Source organism: Methanofollis fontis (genome assembly GCF_004297185.1).
Lineage (GTDB): Archaea > Halobacteriota > Methanomicrobia > Methanomicrobiales > Methanofollaceae > Methanofollis > Methanofollis fontis.
Map to the genome: position 1 here is coordinate 43,767 of NZ_PGCL01000005.1, position 21,614 is coordinate 65,380.

Below are 21,614 nucleotides of genomic sequence, written 5' to 3' on the forward strand. Positions count from 1 at the left end.
AGGCAGTATGGCCGCAGCCCCTCTTCATCCCGGACGGGTGTCAGAATATATCCGGTTCACCCCCGGATCACGGTCCCGACCGGCTCTCCCCTGATGGCCCGCGTGATGTTCCCGGGCACATGCCCGTTGACCACCCGGATCTCCCTGATGTGCCGGGTGTGGAGGAGGAGTTCCACCGCCCTTCTCTCAAGCACCATGTCCTCCATGTCCATCGAGAGGAGTTCTGCGGCGGTGATCTCGGGGATGAACTCTGCATTCGCATTCTCCCTCGGGTCCTCGGCGAACTGGCCGTCGACATTCTTGGCAAGGATACAGTTCTTCGCCCCCATCACCTCGGCAATGAGCACGGCGCCGGTATCGGTGCGGTTCGGCGGGATCGATCCCATATCGGCCGGCTGCTCGTAGAGGCCGTACGGGGGGGTGCCGTGGGTCACCGGCAGCAGACCCAGAGCGATCAGGGTGGGGAGTTCGAGCAGGTCGTCGGTCTTGATCCTGACCCCGTTGTACTTCGAGAGGAGCACAGACATCATGATGGCATTCTGTTCGCTGATCTTGCCCGCCAGTTCGGCGAGCACACCGGTGGGCATACCGAGATTGATCCCGATGTCCATGATATGCCGCACCCGTCCCCCGCCCCCGGTGACGACCAGGACCTGTTCTCCCTCACCCTTCAGGGCACCGATCTCCTCGACGATCGGGAAGACCACATCCTTGCCATAGTCGATGGTGCCGTGTCCGCCGAACTTGATCACGTTCAGTGCGGGCATGATCCGGATCTGCGGGATCTCATCGATACGGCGCATCAACCCCTTTCTCACCAGCGTCTCCCCCCGGAGACCGGACTCCAGCTCAAAGCGTCCTTTAGTCATAGGATCACACGGGAAAAGTATATACACTAATATATAGTGATTTGTGTGCTGCCGATCATATGCGGCAGGGGGGACGTCATGAAATTTTATGTGCGTGAACGCCAGAAGGTCGGTGCCGGCGTCAAGCAACCCAAGTTCAGGGTGGTCGCCGTCACCGGAGAGAAGGCAGACGAGGGGCACCTCAAGGTCGAGGCGGTCCATTTCAGGAAGAACGAGATCGAGGCGATCGCCAGGGATGTCGGTGCCGAGATCGTCTGGCTTGAACCGATGCCCGAGGAAGAGCGCGGGAGCATGAAAGAGGAGTGAACACAGAGGGGCATGTGAAGCCCCTTTCTCCTAAAATTTTCTGTTTACCGCCGGATCACGGTCCCGACCCGCTCTCCCCTGAGGGCCTTTGTGATGGTGCCGGGCACATGCCCGTTGACCACCCGGATCTCGGTGATGTGCTTGGTATAGAGCAGGAGTTCCACCGCCTTCTTCTCGAGCACCATGTCCTCCATATCGCGGGCGAGGAGTTCAGATGCCGTGATCTCAGGTATGAACTCCGCATCGGGGTCAAGGCGCGGGTCCTCGGCATAAAGTCCATCGACATTCTTGGCCAGGATGCAGGTCTTCGCCCCCATCACCTCGGCAATGAGCACGGCGCCGGTATCGGTGCGGTTCGGCGGGATCGATCCCATCTCCGGGGGTTGCTCATAGAGACCATAGGGCGGTGTGCCGTGGATCACCGGGAGCAGACCCAGTGAGGTGAGGGTGGGGAGATTGAGGAGGTCGTCGGATGCCACCTGCACACCACCGTGCGGTGAGAGGAGGAGGGACATCATCAGGGCGTTCTGTTCGCTGATTGTGCCCGCCAGTTCGGCGAGCACACCGGTGGGCATGCCCAGGTTGATCCCGATGTCCATGATATGCCGCACCCGTACGCCGCCACCGGTGACGACAAGGAGTTTCTCGCCGGACTGTTTCAGCGCCCCGAGCTCCTCAACGATCGGGAAGACGACGTCGCGGCCGAAATCCATCGTGCCGTGCCCGCCGATCTTCACCACTTTGAGGTCGGGCATGATCCGGATCTGCGGGATCTCAGAAACCCTCTTCATAAGCCCTTTTCTGACAAGCGTCTCCCCACGAAGACCAGAATCCAGTTCGAACCGTTGTTCTTTGATAGTATCACCAGATGGAAAAAGTATATATTTCAGCATGATATAAGATTCGATCAACCAACTGGTATACCAGCTGGAGCGAGGTGAAGCAATGAAGATCTATGTACGAGGACGACAGAAGGTCGGTGCCGGTGTCAAGCAACCCAAGTTCAGGGTTGTCGCCGTCACCGGAGAGAAGGGGGACAACGCACACCTGAAGATCGAGGCGACCCACTTCAGAAAGACCGAACTTGAACAGGTCGCTGCCGACGTGGGCGCAGAGATCGTGTATCTCGAACCGATGGCAGAAGAAGAGCGCGGCGGGATGAAGGCGGAGTAACCCCTCCATTCGCCCATTTTCTGACATGACAGCGCCGGACAGAGAGACCATTTTTGCGGCGGCGGTGCGGATCCTGCTCGATGTCGACCGCGTTGTCACCGTCCACTACCGGGACGGCACCGTCAGCGTCCAGTTCCCGACCACCCGGCGCCTTGCCGAACACCTCGGTGTTCCGCACTACTATGTGCTCCCATATTGCGCGGAGATGGAGCGGGACGGGTTGATCAGGAGGGTGGAGCGGGTCGGGATATCGACCACGCCCGCCGGCACACGACTCCTCCTTGGGCTGATGTCGTCTTCCCACCTGACAGAGGCGGAGGCGGTCATCGGGGGGGCGACATTCAGGGAACTGCTGAAGGCCTCGGGATTAAAAGACGTGGACCGATGAGGCCTTGAAGGTGATCCAGACCTCCTCGTCCTGATGGATGTCCAGATCGACCACGCCCCGCCGGGTGAGCACCACCACAAACGGGATGCCGGCGTCCACCGTGATCCGCACGACCATGCCATTGTCGACGATATCCACGATCGTTCCCTTCAATGAGTTCTGTGCACTCGAATCCAGGGGGGTGCGCGATATCAGGATGTCCTCGGGTCGCACGGTCGCCGTGACCTCACCGTCCCCCGAACAGGTGGCGGAGACGATCCTGACGCCGCCGGCGTCGATCTCGCAGAGATCGCCCTTCTGCACGCACCTACCGTGGAAGAGGTTTTCCACTCCCACGAAATTCGCCACAAACTCACAGTTCGGTTTCCTGAAGACCTCGTGCGGTTCGCCGACCTGCACGATCTCACCGCCCCGGATCACGGCCACGCGGTCGGCGAGGGAGAAGACCTCCTCGAAGTTGTGGGTGACATGGATCACCGTGATCCCGTAGAGATCGTGGAGGCGCCGCAGTTCCTTCCTGAGCTTCTCACGCGTCTGCCCGTCCAGGGCGCTCAGCGGTTCATCGAGAAGGAGGAGGGCGGGCTCCATGACGATCGCCCGGGCGATCGCCGCCCGCTGCTGTTCTCCGCCGGAGAGGGTATCAGGATGGCGGTGGAGGAGGTGATCGATGGCCAGAAAGCGGGCGGCATCGGTAACCTTCCGCTCGATCTCCGTCGCCTCCACCTTCCGGTTCCGCAGACCGAAACCGATGTTCTCTGCCACCGTGAGGTGGGGGAAGAGCATGTAGTCCTGGTAGACCATGCAGATGTTTCGCTCCCGTGGCGGCACATCGGTGATGTCCCGACCGTCCAGGACCACGCGGCCCGAGTCCGGCGGATAGATCCCGGCCAGCGTCTCGAGGAGGATCGTCTTCCCGGCACCGGTCGGCCCGATGATCACCAGGTACTCACCGTCGTTCACCTGGAGGGAGGCATCCTTCAGGACGAACTCCCCCATGTCCTTGGATACGTGTTCGATTTCCAGCATTTCAATTCCTCCTATAACCGGGCACTCCCGCCATAGCGTTCAAACACATAGAGCGAGACCACCGAGATGACGATCAGGATCGTCGCCGCCGAGATGGCCATCTCCAGCTCTCCGCACGACATGTTCAGGAAGAGGGAGATCGGGAGGGTTTCGGTCTTCATCCGCGTCGCACCGGCGATCATCAGGGCTGCACCGAACTCTCCAATCCCCTTCGCCCAGGTGATCACACCGCCGGCAATGAGACCGCTCGTCGCCATCGGCAGGGTGACCCGCCAGAGGGCCTGGAGATCGGTGCACCCCAGCGTCTTTGCCACGTACTCGTAACGGGGGCTGATCCCCTCGAAGGTGGAGCGCATGATCCGGAGCATGAACGGGAAGTTCACGAACACCTGGGCCACGATGATGCCGAGCGGCGTGAAGATGAAGACCAGTCCCGCCTCGGCAAGCGCCTTACCGATGGGCGTGGTCCCGAAGAAGAGCAGCAGCCCCACACCAGCGACGAGGGGTGGGAGGGCGAGCGGCATATCCACGATCGTGTTCACCGCATGTTTGCCGAGGAAATCATATCGCGCAAGGGCATAGGCCGAGGGAACGGCGATCAGGATGCTGATCGCCGTCGAGGCGATCGAGGTGACGATCGAGAGATAGATGGCGAACTGGATCTCACGCGAGGCGATGGAGGCGACGAGTGCGGCAGGGGAGGGATGGGTGACGACCAGCAGCAACAGGATGACGATAAAGGCGGTAATCAGGGCGGCAACGCCGACCGTCGCCGCCTTCAGGGAGTTCGGGGCATTCACAGATTCACCCGGCCGCGGTGCCTGAGCGCCTCGGGGGTGCTGTTCCACTCCCTGATATCGTCCACATGCTGATCGTCCACCCATCCGCTCCTGACCTCCTCGCGGTGGTCGAACTGGCGGACATAGGGCTTGATATCCAGGAGCGGCGTGCCATCGAGGACGTCGATGCCGCAGATATCGAGGGTGGTGCCGCGCACACCCTTCAGCTCCACGATCGAGAGCCCGATCGGGTTCGGGCGGTTGAAATGGCGGATGGAAAAGATACCGCGCTCCTTCTGGACATCCAGGAAGGGCTTCTGGCGGAGCATGGCACCGTTCGCCCGGTGGAAGTGGTAGATGAGGATCAGGTGCGAGAAGGACTCGACATCCAGCAGCCCCTCCTCATACTCCGGGAAGACCTCGACGGTGCCGCAGGCCGGATTGAATATCCCCTGGATGGGGGTGTTCTCCTGTTCGGTAAAGGGCGTCCTGATGACGCCGATGGGCCGGTAGGTGACCGGTTGTCGTGTCGGATCGGTTGATTCAGTATGCATGGGAATGACCTCGCCGGGAAAGAGAAAAAGGGGTGGTGTTCAGGTTTTTCAGGACTCATACTTCGGGTCCGGGTAGATGACATACCCGTGCTCCGCAAAGATCGCCTTGCCCTCATCGGAGGCGACGAAGTCGGCAAATTTCTGCGCTTCTACCGGGTTCTCCGAGAAGGAGAGCGTACCGATCGGGATCACCTTGATATCGTTCTGGTCCTGCGGGATCTCTACAAGGTCCATCTTGTCGGGGACATAGAGATCGTACCAGATGACAGTTGCATCTGCCGTGCCCATGCAGACATCGACAACGAGTTCGTTGACGGTGGCGCGCTTTGCGGCGGCATTCTGATCGACCTGCTCCCAGAGTCCACTGCCATTCAGGATCTTCTTGGTGGTCTTGCCAATGGCAGGTCCGGTGGGATCGCCGATGACGACCGTCAGGTCGTCCCGGGCCAGGTCCTCAATGCAGGTCACATTCTTCGGATTGCCCTTTGCAACGGCGATCACCGGGATGTGGTAGACGACCTTCTCGGTGGTGCTCACATACCCCTTTTCGTCCGCCTTCTCGATGTAGGCGGTTGCGCCGGGCATGTAGAGGTCGCCCTGTTCGACCAGTTCAATCTGGCTGAGCAGCTGGGCCGAACCGCCAAAGGTGAACTCGATCAGGGTGCCGGTCTCGTTCTCGTAGAGGGCAGCGATCTCCTCCATCGGGCCGCGGATACCGGCGCCGCAGTAGACCATCAGCTCCTTATCTTCAGAGACCTGCGGGGTGGTCGACGTCTGTTCGGTTGTGCATCCGCAGATGGCACAGGAGGCGCCCACCACCAGCAGCAGGGCCACAAGGATCGGGAATGACTTCATGATGACAGCGTTAATTAACATTGTAAATAAAGACCTATGGTTTAACACTCCGGAGAGACATATACACCCTGTGCGCATCATAGGCGAACATCATATACATGATGCGCACAGATGGAGGAAGCAGTGGAAATGGAGGAGAAAAACAGACCATTATCGCTCAGATTCACCATCGGCGAGTTCGCCGGATCGGTGGGAGACTTCGGCACCATCCTCCCGATCGTGCTCGGCGTCGCTCTGGTCTGCAACGTGAACCTCGCGCATATCTTCCTCTTCTTTGCCCTCTGGTATGTGGTTTCAGGACTGATCTACCGCCTCCCGATACCAATAGAGCCCTTGAAGGCGGTCGGTGCCATCGCCATCGCCGAAGGACTGACAGCAGGGGAGATCGCCGGCGCCGGACTGATCATCGGTGTGATCTTCCTGGGCCTCGGGTGTTGCGGGAGCATGACCTGGTTGCGGGACCGGATCCCGGTCTCCGTCATCAGGGGCGTGCAGGCAGGACTTGCCCTGGTACTGATTAAAACCTCTATCGGATTTCTCATATCAGACCCCCTCTTTGCCGGCATTTCCGTTGCTGTCGTCGTGATCTTCTTCATCGCTGCCCTCCACTGGAAGATCAATGATGTCTCGGCACTCATCGTCCTCGCCATCGGGATCGGCGCCGGCATCCTCACCGCCGGTCTCCCCAACCTCTCGATGATACCCCTGCCCTCCCTCCTCCTCCCCTCCACCGCCGATCTCGTCCACGCCGGACTCTATCTCGTCCCACCGCAGTTCCCGCTCACCCTCACGAATGCGATCCTGGCGACCTCCCTCCTCGCCCACGACCTCTTCAAAACCGATGTACCGCCCGACCGCCTCTCCCGCACCATCGGGATCATGAACCTGGTCTCGGTCCCGCTCGGGGGTTTTCCGATGTGCCATGGCGCCGGCGGGCTTGCGGCCCAGCACCGCTTCGGGGCCCGCACAGGCGGGTCGAACATCATTGCCGGCGTGATCTTCCTGGGGTTCGCCCTCTTCTTCGCCTCACCGGAGAGTCTCGCCCTCATCCCCCTCGGGGTCTTCGGCGGTCTGCTCTTCTTTGCCGCCGTCGAACTGGGCAAACACTCGGCAAAGACCGACTCCTATGCGGTCACCATCGTGATCGCCGTGCTCTCGGTCCTGGTGAACATCACCGTCGGCTTCGTGGTCGGGCTCATCCTGGCATATCTGCTCCGCTGGCAGAAGAGAGAGAAGGCACCAGAGTGACACCGTTCAGTCGGTGTCCTCCATGACATGAACGGCGCTCGCCTTGAACGATATCCGGATGCGGGCGCCTTTTTCTATCCCCAGTTCTTCAGAGGATTTCCAGGTGATCAGGACGGACATGGGGATCCCGCAGTCGACGGTGAGATGATCGAGCGGGCCGAAGGCCTTTTCCGCCTTGATCGTCCCGTCGAGTACATTGCGTGCACTGATCTGCGTGCCGTCGATCAGGTGGACGGTGATGTCCTCGGGCTTGACGCAGGCGCATACACGCGTGCCGACAGGAAGCGGGGTGACGGCATGGATGGTCGCACCATTGGCGGCGATATCTGCAACACCCTCCGATGTCCGGACGATCGTTCCGGAGATGATGTTCTCGATGCCGATAAAGCGGGCGACGTGCTTGTTCTTCGGCATCGCAAACACCTCGCGGGGTGTCCCGATCTGGGAGAACACCCCGTCCATCATCACCCCGATCCGGTGGGCAAGGCGCTGGCCCTGGAGCATGTCGTGCGTGGAGATGACCACGGTCTGGCCGAACTTCCGGTTTATCTGGAGCACGAGGTCCTCGATCGCCGCCGTCGAAACCGGATCGAGGTTTGCCGTGGGTTCGTCCATGAGGAGGACCGCCGGTTCGGTGACGATCGCCCTCGCCAGGGCGACCCGCTGCATCTCGCCGCCCGAGAGGGTCTTTGCCCGGCGTTTCTCATAGCCGGTAAGCCCGATCACCTCGAGCGCCTCCTCGATCTTCTGCCGGATCGCAGGTTCCGGCAGGTGCCGCATCCGAAGCCCGATGGCGATGTTCTCATAGACATTCTCATTGAAAGCGGCGGGTTTCTGGAAGACCATCGCCATCTTTCGCCTATAAGAGAGCGCCTGGTTCCGTTCGGCATGGATGTCCTCGCCATCCAGCAGCACGCGCCCGCCGCTCGGGCGGTCGAGGAGGTTGATGATCCGCAGAAGGGTGGACTTGCCTGAACCAGACGGACCGATGATCGCAAAGATCTCCCCGTCCCTGATCACCGCATTGACGTCGCGCAGCACCTCTTTATCGCCAAATTTTTTTGCCACATGCTCTATTTCGATCACGCCTTCACCTCTGCTGGACAATCGTCATGAGTGAGTTCACGATCAGTGCGATACAGAGGAGGATGATGCCGAGGGCGATGGAGAGGGCGATGTCCCCCTTGCCGGTCTCAAGGGTGATCGCTGTCGTCAGGATGCGGGTGGAGCCCCAGAAGGTGCCGGTCTGGATGTTCCCGCCGATGATGATCGCCGCACCCACCTCAGAGATCGCCCGCCCGAATGCCAGGGCGATGGCGGCAAAGATCGCAAACCTGACCTCTTTCATGACCGAGAGAAAAAACTGAAGACTCGTTGCACCGAGCGATATGATGGTGTCCCTGATGGTGGTGTCCAGACCGGAGAGTGCCGATATCGTCAGCCCGGTGATGATCGGGAGGACCAGGATCGTCTGACCGATGATCATCCCGCCCGGCGTGAAGAGCAGGTCCAGAAACCCGAAGGGACCGATCCTCCGGAGAAACATGAATACCACAAGACCGACGACGACGGTCGGAATGGCATAGAGCGTCTGGATGAGGTTGATGACCGTCTTCTTGCCGGGGAAGTCATTGAAGGATATCAGGGCGCCGAGCGGCAGGGAGATGAGCGAACCGATGATGACGGCACTGAAGGTGATGAGCAGACTGCGGAGCGTGATATCGATGATCGTCGGATCGAGCGATACAATCAGGTAGAACGCCTGCACCAGTCCTTCGCCGATCGGTTCGAGACCGCTCAGAGAGTCAACCATATTCTACCCCCTCATGGTTTCCGCGAGACCATGAATGTAATGGAAAAAAGAGAAGGATCCCCATCACGGGATGGGGTCCTCACACTCTGCCTGCGTGACGCCGATCGTCTCCCATGCACCGCGTGACGGGAAGAAGAGCGGTTCCCCGTACTCGGCAACACCGAAGTTACCGATCTCATCCTGGATCTCGGGTGAGATCAGGAAATTGATCCACTCCTTTGCGAGGGTGCTGTTCACCTCAGGGAAGCGATCGGGACTGATCTGCATGGCGCTGTAGATGTTGAGCAGGATATCGCCCTTGTCAACGAGCGTGACCAGCTGGATGTCACCCTTATAGGCAAGGAAGGTGCCGATATCACTCAGCGTATAGGCCTCCTTCTCGCTTGCAAGCACCAGGGTGGAGCCCATTCCAGTGCCTGCCTCGATGTACCAGTCACCAGAGCCCTGGACATCTGTGGTGTAGTCCATGCCCGCCGACGTCCAGATGGCCTTTTCCTTTCCGTGGGTGCCGGAATCATCTCCGCGCGAGACGAACTTCACGGATTCCGGATCAGCAAGACCCATCTCCCTGATGGTGAGGAATGCCTCTTCGGGGTCCATACCCTTGATTCCTGCCGGATCAGATTCCGGTCCGACGATCACGAAATAATTGTAGGCAATCACACGGCGGTTGACGCCATAGCCCTCGTCGATGAATTCGTCCTCACGTGCGCGGTCATGGACCATCATGACGTCGACATCGCCCCCACGCCCGAGTTCGAGGGACTGTCCAGTGCCCTTGGCGGTGATCTTCACCTCGGCGCCGTACTCGTCCTCAAACATCGGCCGGATATAGTCCAGAAGTCCGGTATCATACAGGCTGGTCGTGGTTGCAATCAGAAGCGTCTGTGTTTCTGCAGGTGCTGTTGTCTCTGTAGGTGTTGTCGTCTCTGCAGGCGCCGTTGTCGGTGCCGGGGTCGTCTCCCCACCGGTGCCGGTACAGCCTGCAACAATAGCGGCAGCTACCATCACCACCGCGAGTAGCATCAAGAAACTTTTTCTCATGGCATTGGATTATGTCACAATACAAAATAATAAATATTGTTGTGAGGCTGCCCACGGGTTAACCAGCCTTCATGAACATCCCCCCCCTCAGCGGATACGAAGGTTTATGTGTGCAAACGAGATATCGAGTGCATCCAATCGATCCCCGGAGATAATCATGGAAAAATTGAGTAAAAATGCAGAAAAAATCATGTATACACTTGTTAGCGGAGTCATGCGACAGTATACCGGCAGGGAACTCGGATCAATCACCGGACTCAGGCCAAATGACCTCAATGCTGCCGTCAGAGAGCTGAAATCGGCAGGAGCAGTGGACATCCACCTCCGTTCCTCATCTGAACCCTACACATTCACCTCGATCACCCTCACCCCCAAGGGCCGGGTGATATTCCAGGAATCAAAGGCACCGGGCTGCGACACCTGAAATTCACTTTTTGCCCGATGAACCGGCATGGGGCATCCCTCAGATGAATTGTCAGCAACCGGATCGAGGAGAGAACACCCGGCATAGACACATCATCTCCATGCCAGACGGATCCACCATCTCATAGGGGAACCTTGAGGGGTTCCCCTTCCGACCGACGTTCCGGAAGCACATCACCATACATCAGTCTCAGTCCCTCAGCGACACAAATGCCCCATAGACATACTCTTTCTCAATATCCAGGTTCTTGTTCTCGGAGTCCCGCGGGAGATCGGCCTTGAAAATGACCGTTGCATCATAGACGGTGACCGAGAGCGTCCGGTAGGGCATGTCGCCGGCACGGACGTCTGCGGGCGATGCCGGTACATATCCCGTAGCCCTGTCGGCGGTGTTGTATGCAAAGAACAGCGCTTCTACGGGCGCTCCGGCGCGTGCAACCTCGGCCCACGCCGGATCGACGGTGAGCGTCAGGAACAGGCCGCTTCTATCACTCAGTTCCACCGCATCAAGGCCGATCCGCATATCTGCAAGACGGGGATCGATTACGAGCACCGGACTCACCACCGGTTCGGGGGTGGGTTCGGTCGTCACGACTGTGGTCGGAGACGGCGTTTCCCCGTCTCCGGGAGCGGATGCGCATCCGGCACAGAGGATGACCGTCACAAGACAGAGGAAGACTGCTGCCGATGTTGGTTTCATGGGATGGAGATGTGCCGTCGCCGATATAATCGTTCCCCCCCGTTGACTGACAGGAACCGAATGGTAATATAATGCGGAAGAGAGATACAGTGTTGTTTACTATGGCGGAAGAAGAATACAGGACGGCGCGGGTCGGGGACCAGGACGTACCCTATGACCCCGAACAGCTGCGAAAAATTCAGGAGCACCCGTGTTATTCTGAAAACGCCTGCCACACCTTCGGGCGCTGTCACCTGCCGGTTGCACCGGACTGCAATATTCAGTGCAACTACTGCGTCCGGGACTTTGACTGCGTGAATGAAAGCCGCCCGGGCGTGACGTCAAAGGTGATCAGGCCCGAAGAAAGCCTCGAACTGGTGCAAAAAGTCATCGACGAGTTCCCCTTCGTCAAGGTGATCGGGATCGCAGGACCCGGCGAACCGCTGGCAAACGAGGAGACATTTGAGACGCTGAAACTGATCCACGAGGCGTTTCCCCACCTGATCATGTGCATCTCCACAAACGGTCTCATGCTTCCGGAACGGATCGACGAACTCCAGCAATATGGCGTTGGAAATGTTACGGTCACCCTCAACGCCGTCGATCCAGCAATCGGAGAGAAGATCTACTCGTTTGTGAATTATCACGGCAAACACTATACCGGCCGGGAGGCCGCAGAACTCCTGCTCAAAAACCAGCTTGAGGGGATCAGGATGGCCGTCGAGCGCAAGATGTTCGTGAAGGTGAACTGCGTCTATATACCCGGCGTCAACGACGAGCATATCCCGGAGATCGCCCGGACAGTCGGCGAGATGGGGGCATACTCCTTCAACCTGATCCCGCTGATCCCGCAGTATAAGTTCAGGGACATCACCCCGCCCACGCCCGCGGAAAAGCGGGAGATGCAGGACCGGTGTGCCCCGTATATCAAGCAGATGCGCCACTGCGCCCGCTGCCGTTCGGACGCCATCGGCAGACTCGGTCATGACGTCCAGTCCCGGATCTACGGCACCGAGATTGTCACCAAAAAGAAAAAATAACCATTTTTTGATGGAACAATCCATTGTGCTCGAATCCGGTTCGGGTGCACCCTTTGATCTCGACGCCACCCTCGGGTGCGGGCAGGCGTTTCGCTGGGAAAAGAGAGATGGGACCTGGCATGGCATCGCCGGCAGGCACCGGATCCGGATCCGGCAGGACAACGATCTGGTCCGGTTTGACGGCGCCGACGAGACCTTCATCCGCCGCTACTTCGCACTCGACCTCGACCTTGCCGGGATCCTCTCCTCGATCGATCGCGATCCCCGGATCCACGCGGCGATCGAACGGTGCAGGGGGCTCCGCATCCTGAGGCAGGAACCCTTCGAGACCCTGATCTCCTATATCTGCTCGACGAATGCGAACATACCGGTCATAAAAAAACGCATCGCCCTTCTTGCCGAACGCTATGGCGATCCGCTGCCGGGAGGTGGACATGCCTTCCCGGATGCATCCGCCCTTGCAGGCTGCACCGAGGACGACCTGCGCTCCTGTGTGCTGGGATATCGGGCACCCTATGCCTGCGCCACCGCCGCCATGTGTGCCAACAATCCGGAGTGGGCGGAGCGGGTGACCGCCCTCCCCTACAGCGACGCAAAAAACGTGCTGATGGAGTTTCCGGGGGTCGGCCCGAAGGCGGCGGACTGCATCCTCCTCTTCGCCTTCCAGCGCTACGAGGCCTTCCCGGTGGACGTGCACATCAGGCGGATGATGCGCCGTCACTACCTCAATACCGCCGGCGGAGACGGACCGATGACCTGCCGGGAGTACGAGGCCATCGCCGCCTTCGCGCGGGAGCACTTCGGCCCCCATGCCGGATGGGCGCAGGAGTACCTCTTCTGCGTGCGGGAGGATGATAGAGGAGACAGCGGCCGGGGCTGAACCGGCCTTCAGTGGTCGAAGTGCAGAGAGACCAGACAGCGCCCGTCTTCCTCCGCACTCCTGGCCCTGCCGGCATACTGCCCGGCCATGTACCAGGCAAAGGCCGTAAAACCGTTGTCATCTTCCAGCATTTCATCCTCGCCGGGGCAGGAGAGGGGGAAGGTCATGAACCGTTCAGGATAGTGGATTACGCAGTCTCGGTGGCCGCAGCGGCGGCGCGGACGATCACCTCCTCACGGGCAATCTCTCCTTTGATACCTGATGCAATTACGTGGTGCAAACGGGAATCTGAGCATCAAAGGAGCACCCCCATAACTCAGGATGGCCAAAGCATCAGCGGCAGAGGCCACACAGATAGACAGGATTAAATAGTATGATGTCTCCATCCCGGCGTTGGGGGGGCGGGGCGTTTCTGAATGCAATTCCTGTAAACAGGAAACAGATTATCCACTCTGAATCAAGCCTGAAAACGCCTGCTCTGAAAAATTGATAAATGGAGCAAGGATCTTTTGCCAAACTCCCCGGAAGACGATGAGAATTACAGCAGACAGGTTCCACGCAATCTCCTCTCCTATTTTGCGGTCTCTCTTACCAATCTGGTGGTCGGGTTCTGGCTCACACCATTTTATGTGCAGAGTCTGGGGGTGGCGGCATACGGGCTCATTCCGCTTGCCACCTCGATCACCAACTATTTCGGCATCATCACGGAATCGATCCATACCACCGTTTCTCGTTACCTGACCGTCGATCTCAGAACAAATAACTTCAAAAAGGCAAATATTACCTTCAACACGGCGATATTTGGCGCCCTCGGGCTGATACTCATCATCACCCCGATTGCGGCCATTTTATCGTTCAATGTAGAAAGCATATTTTCCATCCCGGAGGGGATCGCGGATGATGCAATGGTCATGTTTCTGGGGATAATCTCCGCTTTTTTATTGAATGCATGGGCAAGCAATTTCGGTGTCCCCCTCTTCTCGCACAACCGCCTCGACCTGAAGAACCTGATCGTGGTTGTCCGCTATCTCTCTCAGGTGATCATCGTCGTTGCCCTGTTCTTCATTCTGTCCCCCAGTATCAGATACATCGGCGTGTCGTTCTTTATTGCGGCCATAATCGCCTTTGTGATCACCCTCCTGCTCTGGAAATGGATCGCCCCTCAGTTGAAGGTGAAACCCAGGGACTTTAACATCCAGCGCCTCAAGGACCTTTCAGGATTGGGAGGATGGTATCTCGTTACAGTCGCCGGTTCTCTGCTTTTCACGCAGATAGACCTGATCGTCATCAATCTGTCACTGGACCCGGTGGCCGGAGGCGAGTATGCCATCGCATTGACCTGGAGTCTGCTCCTCCGCAGTATGGCAAGCATGTTCGACGGTGTCGTGGGCCCTGTCATTATGATCGACTATGCCAGGGAAAAATTCGATAGTATTTTGAGGATTTCAAAGACCGCGGTGAAATGTATGGGATATATTATCGCCCTCCCGGTCGGGCTGATATCCGGTTTTGCACCACAGCTCCTGACCCTGTGGGTCGGCCCTGAATTCGCCGGACTCGCTCCCCTCATGTGGATTCTGATCGGTCACCTCGTGATCAATCTCGCCGTCAGGCCGCTCTTCCCGATAGAAGTGGCATTTAATAAAGTCAGGACTCCCGGCCTCATCACCCTGGGAATGGGGATCTGCAACCTCCTCCTTGCTGTTTTTCTGGTGAATTTCACCGCCCTCGGGATGTATGGCGTCGCAATCGCCGGTGCAATCATGCTGACGATGAAAAATTCGATCTTCACTCCCTGGTATGCTGCCCGGATTATGGGGGTTTCCAGCACGACATTCGTTCGACCTCTCGTTTCAGGATTGGTTGCGGTTATCATCATCGCATCATCACTCTACATTCTCCATTTCTGGATTTCCATTACGAGCTGGATCCAGCTGGGTGCCTGCTCGGCGATCGTCGGTCTTGCCTATACAGGGATGATCTGGCGCTTCGGCCTGAGCCTTCAAGAACGGAAGGTGATCCTATCACTCGTGCCTTCACCAATACAGCAGAAAATTTCCTTTCTGGCATGAGATTTCTCGGACCAATAATCGGTTTTCCCTGATCCATCTGCATTGAGCGGCATGCACACGGTGGAGTCACTCCTTCTAGAGACCGCACCATCTTCACATCGCAGAGAGACCTTCGTCTTCAGCATTGCATGTGCATCACAGGGATCTAAACCCAATGAACAGTTTATTTCGATGAAGATACGGGACCCGGCACCAATACAATTATATATCAAAAAAAGTAGACTGGGGTCGCAATGGCCCCTTGCCAGACCAAGCAATGACCACGAACCACCATTCTCCATCGAACAGACGCCGGGAGCGTGCGATCATAAATAACATCTGATACCAGGTCCGCTGATCTCAGGAGAATGGAACATCGAACACCGATTGATTACACTGCCATGGACCCTTCTGGCACCACAGAGCAGGACATTCATCCGGCAGCGGGCGAGGATCAAACACTCTGATTCGCAGGAAGAGACCAGATGTCACCATCCGTTTCAGTCGTCATTCCCCTGTACAATAAAGGGCTTCATATCGAACGCACGATTCATTCCGTTCTCAGTCAGACCTACCAGGACTTCGAAGTCCTGGTGATCGACGACGGGTCAGAGGATGAAGGTCCGGAGATCGTTCAACACTTCAATGACCCGCGGATCCGTCTGATACGGCAGGAGAACCGCGGCGTATCAGCGGCAAGAAACCGTGGCATCGTCGAATCCAACACCGATTTTATTGCATTTCTGGATGCAGATGATGAATGGCTTCCAGAATTTCTCGAAACCATCATGAAACTGCGTGATCGCTACCCGGACGCTGGAATATATGTAACAGACCGGGTGAATTTCGAACCCGATGGGGGAATATCCCGTTGCAGGTATCAGGGGATCCCGCAGGCACCATGGGAGGGTTTGATCCCCAGTTATTTCCTGACGGCTGGACTCTCGGATCAACCGGTCTGCTCTTCGGTGGCAGGCATACCGAAGAGAGTGTTGATGGAGAGTGGGGGATTTCCTGCGGGCATACGTATCGGAGAGGACCTGATCACATGGTTCAATATCGCCCTGAAATATCCGGTTGCCTTTAACAGCATCACCGGTGCAATATATCACAAAGAAGCAGAGAACAGGACAGCAGAACAGGCAACGAGCGAGAACTGGAGGACGGTTATCCTGCAGAGATCGATGGACGCACTTTCAAACGGAGATGTCCCTGAAGATAAACTGGACGATGTCAGAGAGTTTATTGCGGCATACCAGATCCAGATTGCCCGTCAGCATCTTTTTTCCGGGGAAAAAAAAGAAACTCGACGGATTCTATCAGAATGCAGGACAAAAATCCTCAAAAAACAAAAATTCATCCTTTTTACCCGCTCTCTCCTCCCCGGTCCATATCCACAAAGAGGGGATCATGACATGAATACAGCATAGCGCAACACCGGGTGAATTCCGCCCGGAAAAAGCACGATTCAACGGCACAGTACAGGGAATAAAGAGATCAAATCAGGAATTCATACTCATTTCACATCTGGCATCCGGTCCAGAACCGGGGGGTCTGGAAAAGATGAAAATATGCATGCTGTTTGGAGACAGATACCATGAAAATATGCGGATAGTCCCGCAGATCGGCATTGCCAGTTATCTGACACATTTCGGCCATGAAATCACCTGGGTCGTTCCTTCGGAGAGAGCGAAAAGAGTACAGAGTAGTGTATTCAACGGCATTTCGGTGATTGAAATACCCTTACAACGCTGGCCAAAGATGTTCGAACGATGCAAAATCGGATATGGACTTCGGAGGATGAACACCATCCTGAAGATCTTCCGGGAGAGACAGTATGACCTGGTTTTTGTCAGGGATGGCACATTCGATGCACTCCTGGGGTTGTACCTGAAGAAGCGATACCATCTCCCCTTTGTATATGAATTGTCAAATCCCCTTGAACAGCGGAGAGACACCTATGCATCGTACCTGAACAAGAAGCATATCCTGCCTTTCCTGAGAATAGATGAATATTGCAGGGCATATCTGATGCAAAATGCCGACCTGGTTCTGCCGACGACGGCATGGATGGCGGATGATTTTGCAGAAAAAGGAGTAGAAAGGGAGAAAATGCTGCCGTTCCCGAACGGTGTGAAGGCCATTCAGCCCCCCCTGGTTGATAAAAAAGAGATCCACGAGCGCTACCACATCAGAGAGGACACCACCATCATATACATCGGAGCAATGCACAGGGAACGGCACCTGGACGTTCTTATCAATGCATTTGCGAAAATTTCACAGGATGAACATCCCTGTCACCTTCTCATGGTGGGGGACGGGAACGACCGTGACCATCTCGAAACCATCGCAGAGGAGCGTGGAATCAAGGATAATATTGTCTTTACCGGACAGGTTGACCAGGATGAGATACCCAATCTGATCGCCGCAGCCGATATAGGGGTTTCGTGTATCCCCCCCCTGCCATTCTTCAAACTCAGCTCCCCGATAAAACTGTTTGAGTACATGGCGATGCAAAAACCGGTTGTGGCAAATTTCGAAATACCCGAACAGAAAGAGGCTCTCGAGGCAAGTAAAGGGGGAGTTTTGATACCATTTGAAGTCGACGCCCTGGCAGAGGGCCTCCTTCAGATACTCAGAGATCCTGCAGGGGCCAGAGTTATGGGAGAAAACGGGCATTCATGGGTGATGGAGAACCGAAATTTTGAAAAATTAGCAAAAAACCTCGAAAAGGTGTATCTCTCACTCCTGGTGCAGGACAGTCGTGGGATGGGACATCCGGATAGTTGATCAGGACATCATCTTCTCTTTATTGGACAGCATCGATGGGACCTGAATACATCATTACGCCACAATATTACGCAATATTCAACCACCAATACAAAATATCAACCATATTTCAGAAAATTGCATAATTCCAACCATATGAGACTGAAAAATCCAGATAACACCCGGAAAACCGGGCTTCCAGTCACATACGACACCCATACCCTTTTATACAAAAGATACATTTCTGAGATCGAGCAGGAGACCTGCCACCGCCCTGGGGGGGGACGGATATGAATAGCAAAAAATTGTTTATAGCATTTATTTTTCTCATCGGAATGATATCATCGGCATATGCCGGACAGATCACAGTATCAGATGGAGAGAGCATCCAGGAAGCACTGGATGCAGCACAACCTGGAGATACAGTAAAGGTCGAAAGCGGCATCTACGGGGGAATCGTTGTCCAGAAAGATAATCTCACAATCCAGGGGGTGGATACAGGAAAGGGTCTGCCAGTCATCCATCGGCGGAGTTCTCCAGAGGCGATCAGGATCGAAGCGGAAGGCGTAATGGTGGAGAACTTTGTGATAAAAAATGCAAGCATTGCCCTGAATTCCAATGCTGCAATAATTTCAAGAAACCACATCGAGGGAGGAGGACTCTACATCACATCATCATCCAGGCATCTGATCGAGAACAACACCATACAGAGGGGTGGGATCTCACTCATCCAGTGCGCCGACAGCATCATTCTGAATAATACCATTTCAGACAATTCACAGAGTTACGGCATATTTTCAGACAGATCCGCCTTCAATCTTATAAAAATGAACAATATCAGCAACAATGAGTATGGCATGATGGTGGGGACGTCATTCAATGACATCTATCTGAACACATTCATGAAAAACACGAATAACGTCGGTTTCACCGGGATTATGCCGAGATCATTAGATATCTGGCATTCGTCGTCTCCAATCACCTATGAATACGAAGGGAACACCTTTGAGAATTGCCTGGGCAACTACTGGAGCGATTACACCGGGACGGACAGTAACAATGACGGTGTAGGGGAGCAGAAATATGGAACCCCCGGACAGGAATCCCTGGACTACCACCCTCTCATCACTCCTGCAGATGCGTATAAAGAGGATAAAACAAAAAAAAAAAATAGGGGATCTGGTGACGGGAACGATCTACTGCATCTGGAATCCTCCACAGCAGGCACTGTCGGTTTATATTCAGATGCAATAACAGCAGACGCATCAACAGTCTCCATTCTCCCCCTCGGGGATTCAATTACCCAGGCCGATCAGGACCATGCCAGTTACAGATACTGGTTGTGGCATACGTTGCAGGATAATGGGTATACCAATGTCGATTTCTGCGGCACCATGGATCTCAGCTGGAGCGGGACGCCAAACCTCTACCAGGATTTTGATCAGGATCATGAAGGTCATGCTGGATGGCGGGCGGACCACCTCATCAACGGGCGATATGACTCCAACGACAGACTTGCCACCTGGCTTTCCGGGTATACCCCTGATGTGGTTTTACTGCATATAGGAACCAACGACCTGAACTGGGAGGAGATCGTCTTTGGTATCAGCGGTGAAGAGGTCATTGCCAATACGATTGAAGACGTTGAGCAGATCATCACCATTCTCAGATCCGACAATCCGGATGTTACCATCCTTGTCGCCAGGATCATACCCACAACAAAGTCACCCCATGAAGAATGGAATGTAAATCCGCTGGCAGTGACATATAACAGTCAGATAGCAGGAATGGCCGATGCGATGACCACCGACAGATCTCCGGTCATTGTCGTCGATCACTACTCAGGGTTCGATCTCACCGCCGACACCTATGATTTTCTTCATCCTGACGAATCCGGGGAGAAAAAGATGAATACCAGGTGGTTCGGCACACTGGACCAGATCCTGGACGGTTCAACAACCCCCCCGGACGAGGGGATCACCATCGACAACACCGACGCCGCCCATGTCTCCATCAGCGGAACATGGACCCCGAGCACGTTTGCCGGGATCAACCCGCCATATGGGGTAAACTATCTCCATGACGGAAACACCGGAAAAGGGGAAAAAAGCGTCACATTCAGCCCGCAGATACCAGAAGACGGCGATTATAACGTGTATATATACTATACCCAGTACAGCAACAGGGCATCGAACACACCCGTCGATATCGTCCATGCAGGACAGACGGACACCGTCACCGTCAACCAGAGGGTCAACGGAGGGCAGTTCTACCTTCTTGGAACCTATACATTCTATGCTGATTCCGGAGGGGCAATCAGGATACGAAACGACGCAACTGACGGATATGTCATTGCTGACGCCGTAAGAATTGTCTATGAAGGACCACCGACCTCAGATCCATCATCACAGCCGTCAGACGAGGGGATCACCATCGACAACACCGATTCAGCCCATGTCACCATGACTGGTGCGTGGACCACCAGCTCCTATACTCTGGTCAACCCCCCATATGGGGCAAACTATCTTCATGACGGAAACACCGGAAAAGGGGAAAAAAGCGTCACATTCAGCCCCCAGATACCCGAAGACGGCGATTATAACGTGTATATATACTATACCCAGTACAGCAACAGGGCATCGAACACACCCGTCGATATCGTCCATGCAGGACAGACGGACACCCTCACCGTCAACCAGAGGATCAACGGAGGGCAGTTCTACCTTCTTGGAACCTATACATTCTATGCAGATTCAGGAGGAGCAATCAGGCTACGAAACGACGCAACTGACGGATATGTCATCGCAGATGCAGTCAGAATCGTCTATGAAGGGCCACCGACCTCAGATCCACCGTCACAACCGTCAGACGAGGGGATCACCATCGACAACACTGATTCAGCCCATGTCGCCATGACGGGTGCGTGGACCACCAGCTCCTATACTCTGGTCAACCCGCCATATGGGGCAAACTATCTTCATGACGGAAACACCGGTAAAGGGGAAAAAAGCGTCACATTCAGCCCGCAGATACCAGAAGACGGCGATTATAACGTGTATATATACTATACCCAGTACAGCAATAGGGCATCGAACACACCCGTCGATATCGTCCATGCAGGTCAGACGGACACCGTCACCGTCAACCAGAGGGTCAACGGAGGGCAGTTCTACCTTCTTGGAACCTATACATTCTATGCAGATTCAGGAGGGGCAATCAGGATACGAAACGACGCCACCGATGGATATGTCATCGCAGACGCAGTCAGAATCGTCTATGAAGGACCACCGACCTCAGATCCACCGTCACAACCGTCAGGTGAGGAGATCGTTATCGACAACACCGATTCAGCCCATGTCACCATGACGGGTGCGTGGACTACCAGCTCCTATACTCTGGTCAACCCGCCATATGGGGCAAATTATCTTCATGACGGAAACACCGGTAAAGGGGAAAAAAGCGTCACATTCAGCCCGCAGATACCAGAAGACGGCGATTATAACGTGTATATATACTATACCCAGTACAGCAATAGGGCATCGAACACACCCGTCGATATCGTCCATGCAGGTCAGACGGACACCGTCACCGTCAACCAGAGGGTCAACGGAGGGCAGTTCTACCTTCTTGGAACCTATACATTCTATGCAGATTCAGGAGGGGCAATCAGGATACGAAACGACGCCACCGATGGATATGTCATCGCAGACGCAGTCA

General features: G+C 55.8%; 22 protein-coding genes. 11 read left to right on the plus strand and 11 right to left on the minus strand.

The genetic code is table 11. The annotated features are described in order from the left end of the window. Positions 1-56: 56 nt before the first annotated feature. On the minus strand, positions 57-869 hold the full coding sequence (locus tag CUJ86_RS10515) for an amino acid kinase family protein (protein WP_130647538.1): 813 nt from the start codon (positions 867-869) through the stop codon (positions 57-59). A 78-nt stretch (positions 870-947) separates the two neighbouring features. Here CUJ86_RS10515 and CUJ86_RS10520 point away from each other — a divergent pair, with 78 nt between their 5' ends. Then, positions 948-1,175 carry a hypothetical protein gene (locus tag CUJ86_RS10520; protein WP_130647539.1) on the plus strand — a complete coding sequence of 76 codons (228 nt, stop codon included), beginning with the start codon at positions 948-950 and terminating at the stop codon, positions 1,173-1,175. 44 nt (positions 1,176-1,219) lie between these two features. Here CUJ86_RS10520 and CUJ86_RS10525 read toward each other — a convergent pair whose 3' ends face one another. Further along, positions 1,220-2,032 (minus strand): amino acid kinase family protein, encoded by an 813-nt coding sequence (locus CUJ86_RS10525; protein WP_130647560.1) that lies wholly within the window; start codon positions 2,030-2,032, stop codon positions 1,220-1,222. 88 nt (positions 2,033-2,120) lie between these two features. On the opposite strand from CUJ86_RS10525, the gene CUJ86_RS10530 reads away from it, so the two are divergent. Then, on the plus strand, positions 2,121-2,348 hold the full coding sequence (locus CUJ86_RS10530) for a hypothetical protein (protein WP_130647540.1): 228 nt from the start codon (positions 2,121-2,123) through the stop codon (positions 2,346-2,348). 25 nt (positions 2,349-2,373) lie between these two features. After that, entirely contained in the window at positions 2,374-2,736 is a 363-nt protein-coding gene (locus CUJ86_RS10535; RefSeq protein WP_130647541.1) for a hypothetical protein, read from the plus strand. Here the strand turns inward: CUJ86_RS10535 and wtpC are convergent. Genes wtpC through modA form a run of 4 tightly spaced genes read right to left on the minus strand, consistent with a single transcriptional unit; the run spans position 2,716 to position 5,950 of the window. Further along, a complete protein-coding gene (gene wtpC / locus CUJ86_RS10540; RefSeq protein WP_130647542.1) occupies positions 2,716-3,762 on the minus strand; it encodes a tungstate ABC transporter ATP-binding protein WtpC in 1,047 nt (348 codons plus the stop codon). The two genes, CUJ86_RS10535 and wtpC, sit on opposite strands and share 21 nt — an antisense overlap. Before the next feature lie 11 nt (positions 3,763-3,773). Further along, entirely contained in the window at positions 3,774-4,610 is an 837-nt protein-coding gene (locus tag CUJ86_RS10545; RefSeq protein WP_235855662.1) for an ABC transporter permease, read from the minus strand. Beyond that, complete coding sequence (gene tsaA, locus CUJ86_RS10550) at positions 4,559-5,095, minus strand: tRNA (N6-threonylcarbamoyladenosine(37)-N6)-methyltransferase TrmO (protein ID WP_130647544.1); 537 nt, start codon at positions 5,093-5,095, stop codon at positions 4,559-4,561. Before tsaA ends, CUJ86_RS10545 begins: the two co-directional genes overlap by 52 nt. Before the next feature lie 48 nt (positions 5,096-5,143). Further along, positions 5,144-5,950: a molybdate ABC transporter substrate-binding protein gene (modA, locus tag CUJ86_RS10555; protein ID WP_130647545.1), complete on the minus strand. Its 807-nt coding sequence runs from the start codon at positions 5,948-5,950 to the stop codon at positions 5,144-5,146. Between the two features lie 111 nt (positions 5,951-6,061). Between modA and CUJ86_RS10560 the strand changes: the two genes are divergently transcribed. Continuing rightward, positions 6,062-7,198: a putative sulfate/molybdate transporter gene (locus tag CUJ86_RS10560; protein WP_130647546.1), complete on the plus strand. Its 1,137-nt coding sequence runs from the start codon at positions 6,062-6,064 to the stop codon at positions 7,196-7,198. A gap of 6 nt (positions 7,199-7,204) precedes the next feature. On the opposite strand, the gene CUJ86_RS10565 is transcribed toward CUJ86_RS10560, so the two are convergent. The 3 genes from CUJ86_RS10565 to CUJ86_RS10575 form a co-directional block, all read right to left on the minus strand. Further along, positions 7,205-8,284: an ABC transporter ATP-binding protein gene (locus CUJ86_RS10565; protein WP_130647547.1), complete on the minus strand. Its 1,080-nt coding sequence runs from the start codon at positions 8,282-8,284 to the stop codon at positions 7,205-7,207. Between the two features lie 4 nt (positions 8,285-8,288). Continuing rightward, on the minus strand, positions 8,289-9,011 hold the full coding sequence (locus CUJ86_RS10570; RefSeq protein ID WP_130647548.1) for an ABC transporter permease: 723 nt from the start codon (positions 9,009-9,011) through the stop codon (positions 8,289-8,291). A gap of 63 nt (positions 9,012-9,074) precedes the next feature. Next, the gene (locus CUJ86_RS10575) at positions 9,075-10,037 is read right to left on the minus strand and encodes a substrate-binding domain-containing protein (RefSeq protein ID WP_235855663.1); all 963 of its coding nucleotides are present in this window, start codon (positions 10,035-10,037) and stop codon (positions 9,075-9,077) included. 208 nt (positions 10,038-10,245) lie between these two features. Here CUJ86_RS10575 and CUJ86_RS10580 point away from each other — a divergent pair, with 208 nt between their 5' ends. After that, a complete protein-coding gene (locus tag CUJ86_RS10580) occupies positions 10,246-10,479 on the plus strand; it encodes a hypothetical protein (protein ID WP_130647550.1) in 234 nt (77 codons plus the stop codon). A 189-nt stretch (positions 10,480-10,668) separates the two neighbouring features. On the opposite strand, the gene CUJ86_RS10585 is transcribed toward CUJ86_RS10580, so the two are convergent. Continuing rightward, the gene (locus CUJ86_RS10585) at positions 10,669-11,178 is read right to left on the minus strand and encodes a hypothetical protein (RefSeq protein ID WP_130647551.1); all 510 of its coding nucleotides are present in this window, start codon (positions 11,176-11,178) and stop codon (positions 10,669-10,671) included. A gap of 101 nt (positions 11,179-11,279) precedes the next feature. Between CUJ86_RS10585 and nifB the strand changes: the two genes are divergently transcribed. Both nifB and CUJ86_RS10595 read left to right on the plus strand, forming a co-directional pair. Continuing rightward, a complete protein-coding gene (gene nifB, locus CUJ86_RS10590) occupies positions 11,280-12,197 on the plus strand; it encodes a nitrogenase cofactor biosynthesis protein NifB (protein ID WP_130647552.1) in 918 nt (305 codons plus the stop codon). 10 nt (positions 12,198-12,207) lie between these two features. Then, positions 12,208-13,077, plus strand: coding sequence for a DNA-3-methyladenine glycosylase family protein (locus CUJ86_RS10595; RefSeq protein ID WP_130647553.1), 870 nt, complete (start codon positions 12,208-12,210; stop codon positions 13,075-13,077). Positions 13,078-13,085: 8 nt separating this feature from the next. Here the strand turns inward: CUJ86_RS10595 and CUJ86_RS12305 are convergent, their stop codons facing one another. After that, positions 13,086-13,208 (minus strand): hypothetical protein, encoded by a 123-nt coding sequence (locus CUJ86_RS12305; protein ID WP_268878252.1) that lies wholly within the window; start codon positions 13,206-13,208, stop codon positions 13,086-13,088. A 378-nt stretch (positions 13,209-13,586) separates the two neighbouring features. On the opposite strand from CUJ86_RS12305, the gene CUJ86_RS10600 reads away from it, so the two are divergent. From CUJ86_RS10600 to CUJ86_RS10615, 4 genes are all read left to right on the plus strand, one after another. Next, the gene (locus tag CUJ86_RS10600) at positions 13,587-15,149 is read left to right on the plus strand and encodes an oligosaccharide flippase family protein (RefSeq protein ID WP_165394882.1); all 1,563 of its coding nucleotides are present in this window, start codon (positions 13,587-13,589) and stop codon (positions 15,147-15,149) included. A gap of 464 nt (positions 15,150-15,613) precedes the next feature. Then, on the plus strand, positions 15,614-16,558 hold the full coding sequence (locus CUJ86_RS10605) for a glycosyltransferase family 2 protein (RefSeq protein WP_130647555.1): 945 nt from the start codon (positions 15,614-15,616) through the stop codon (positions 16,556-16,558). 145 nt (positions 16,559-16,703) lie between these two features. Beyond that, entirely contained in the window at positions 16,704-17,918 is a 1,215-nt protein-coding gene (locus CUJ86_RS10610) for a glycosyltransferase family 4 protein (protein WP_165394883.1), read from the plus strand. Positions 17,919-18,232: 314 nt separating this feature from the next. Then, positions 18,233-21,614 (plus strand): golvesin C-terminal-like domain-containing protein (locus CUJ86_RS10615; RefSeq protein WP_165394884.1); only part of this gene is annotated, 3,382 nt, incomplete at its 3' end.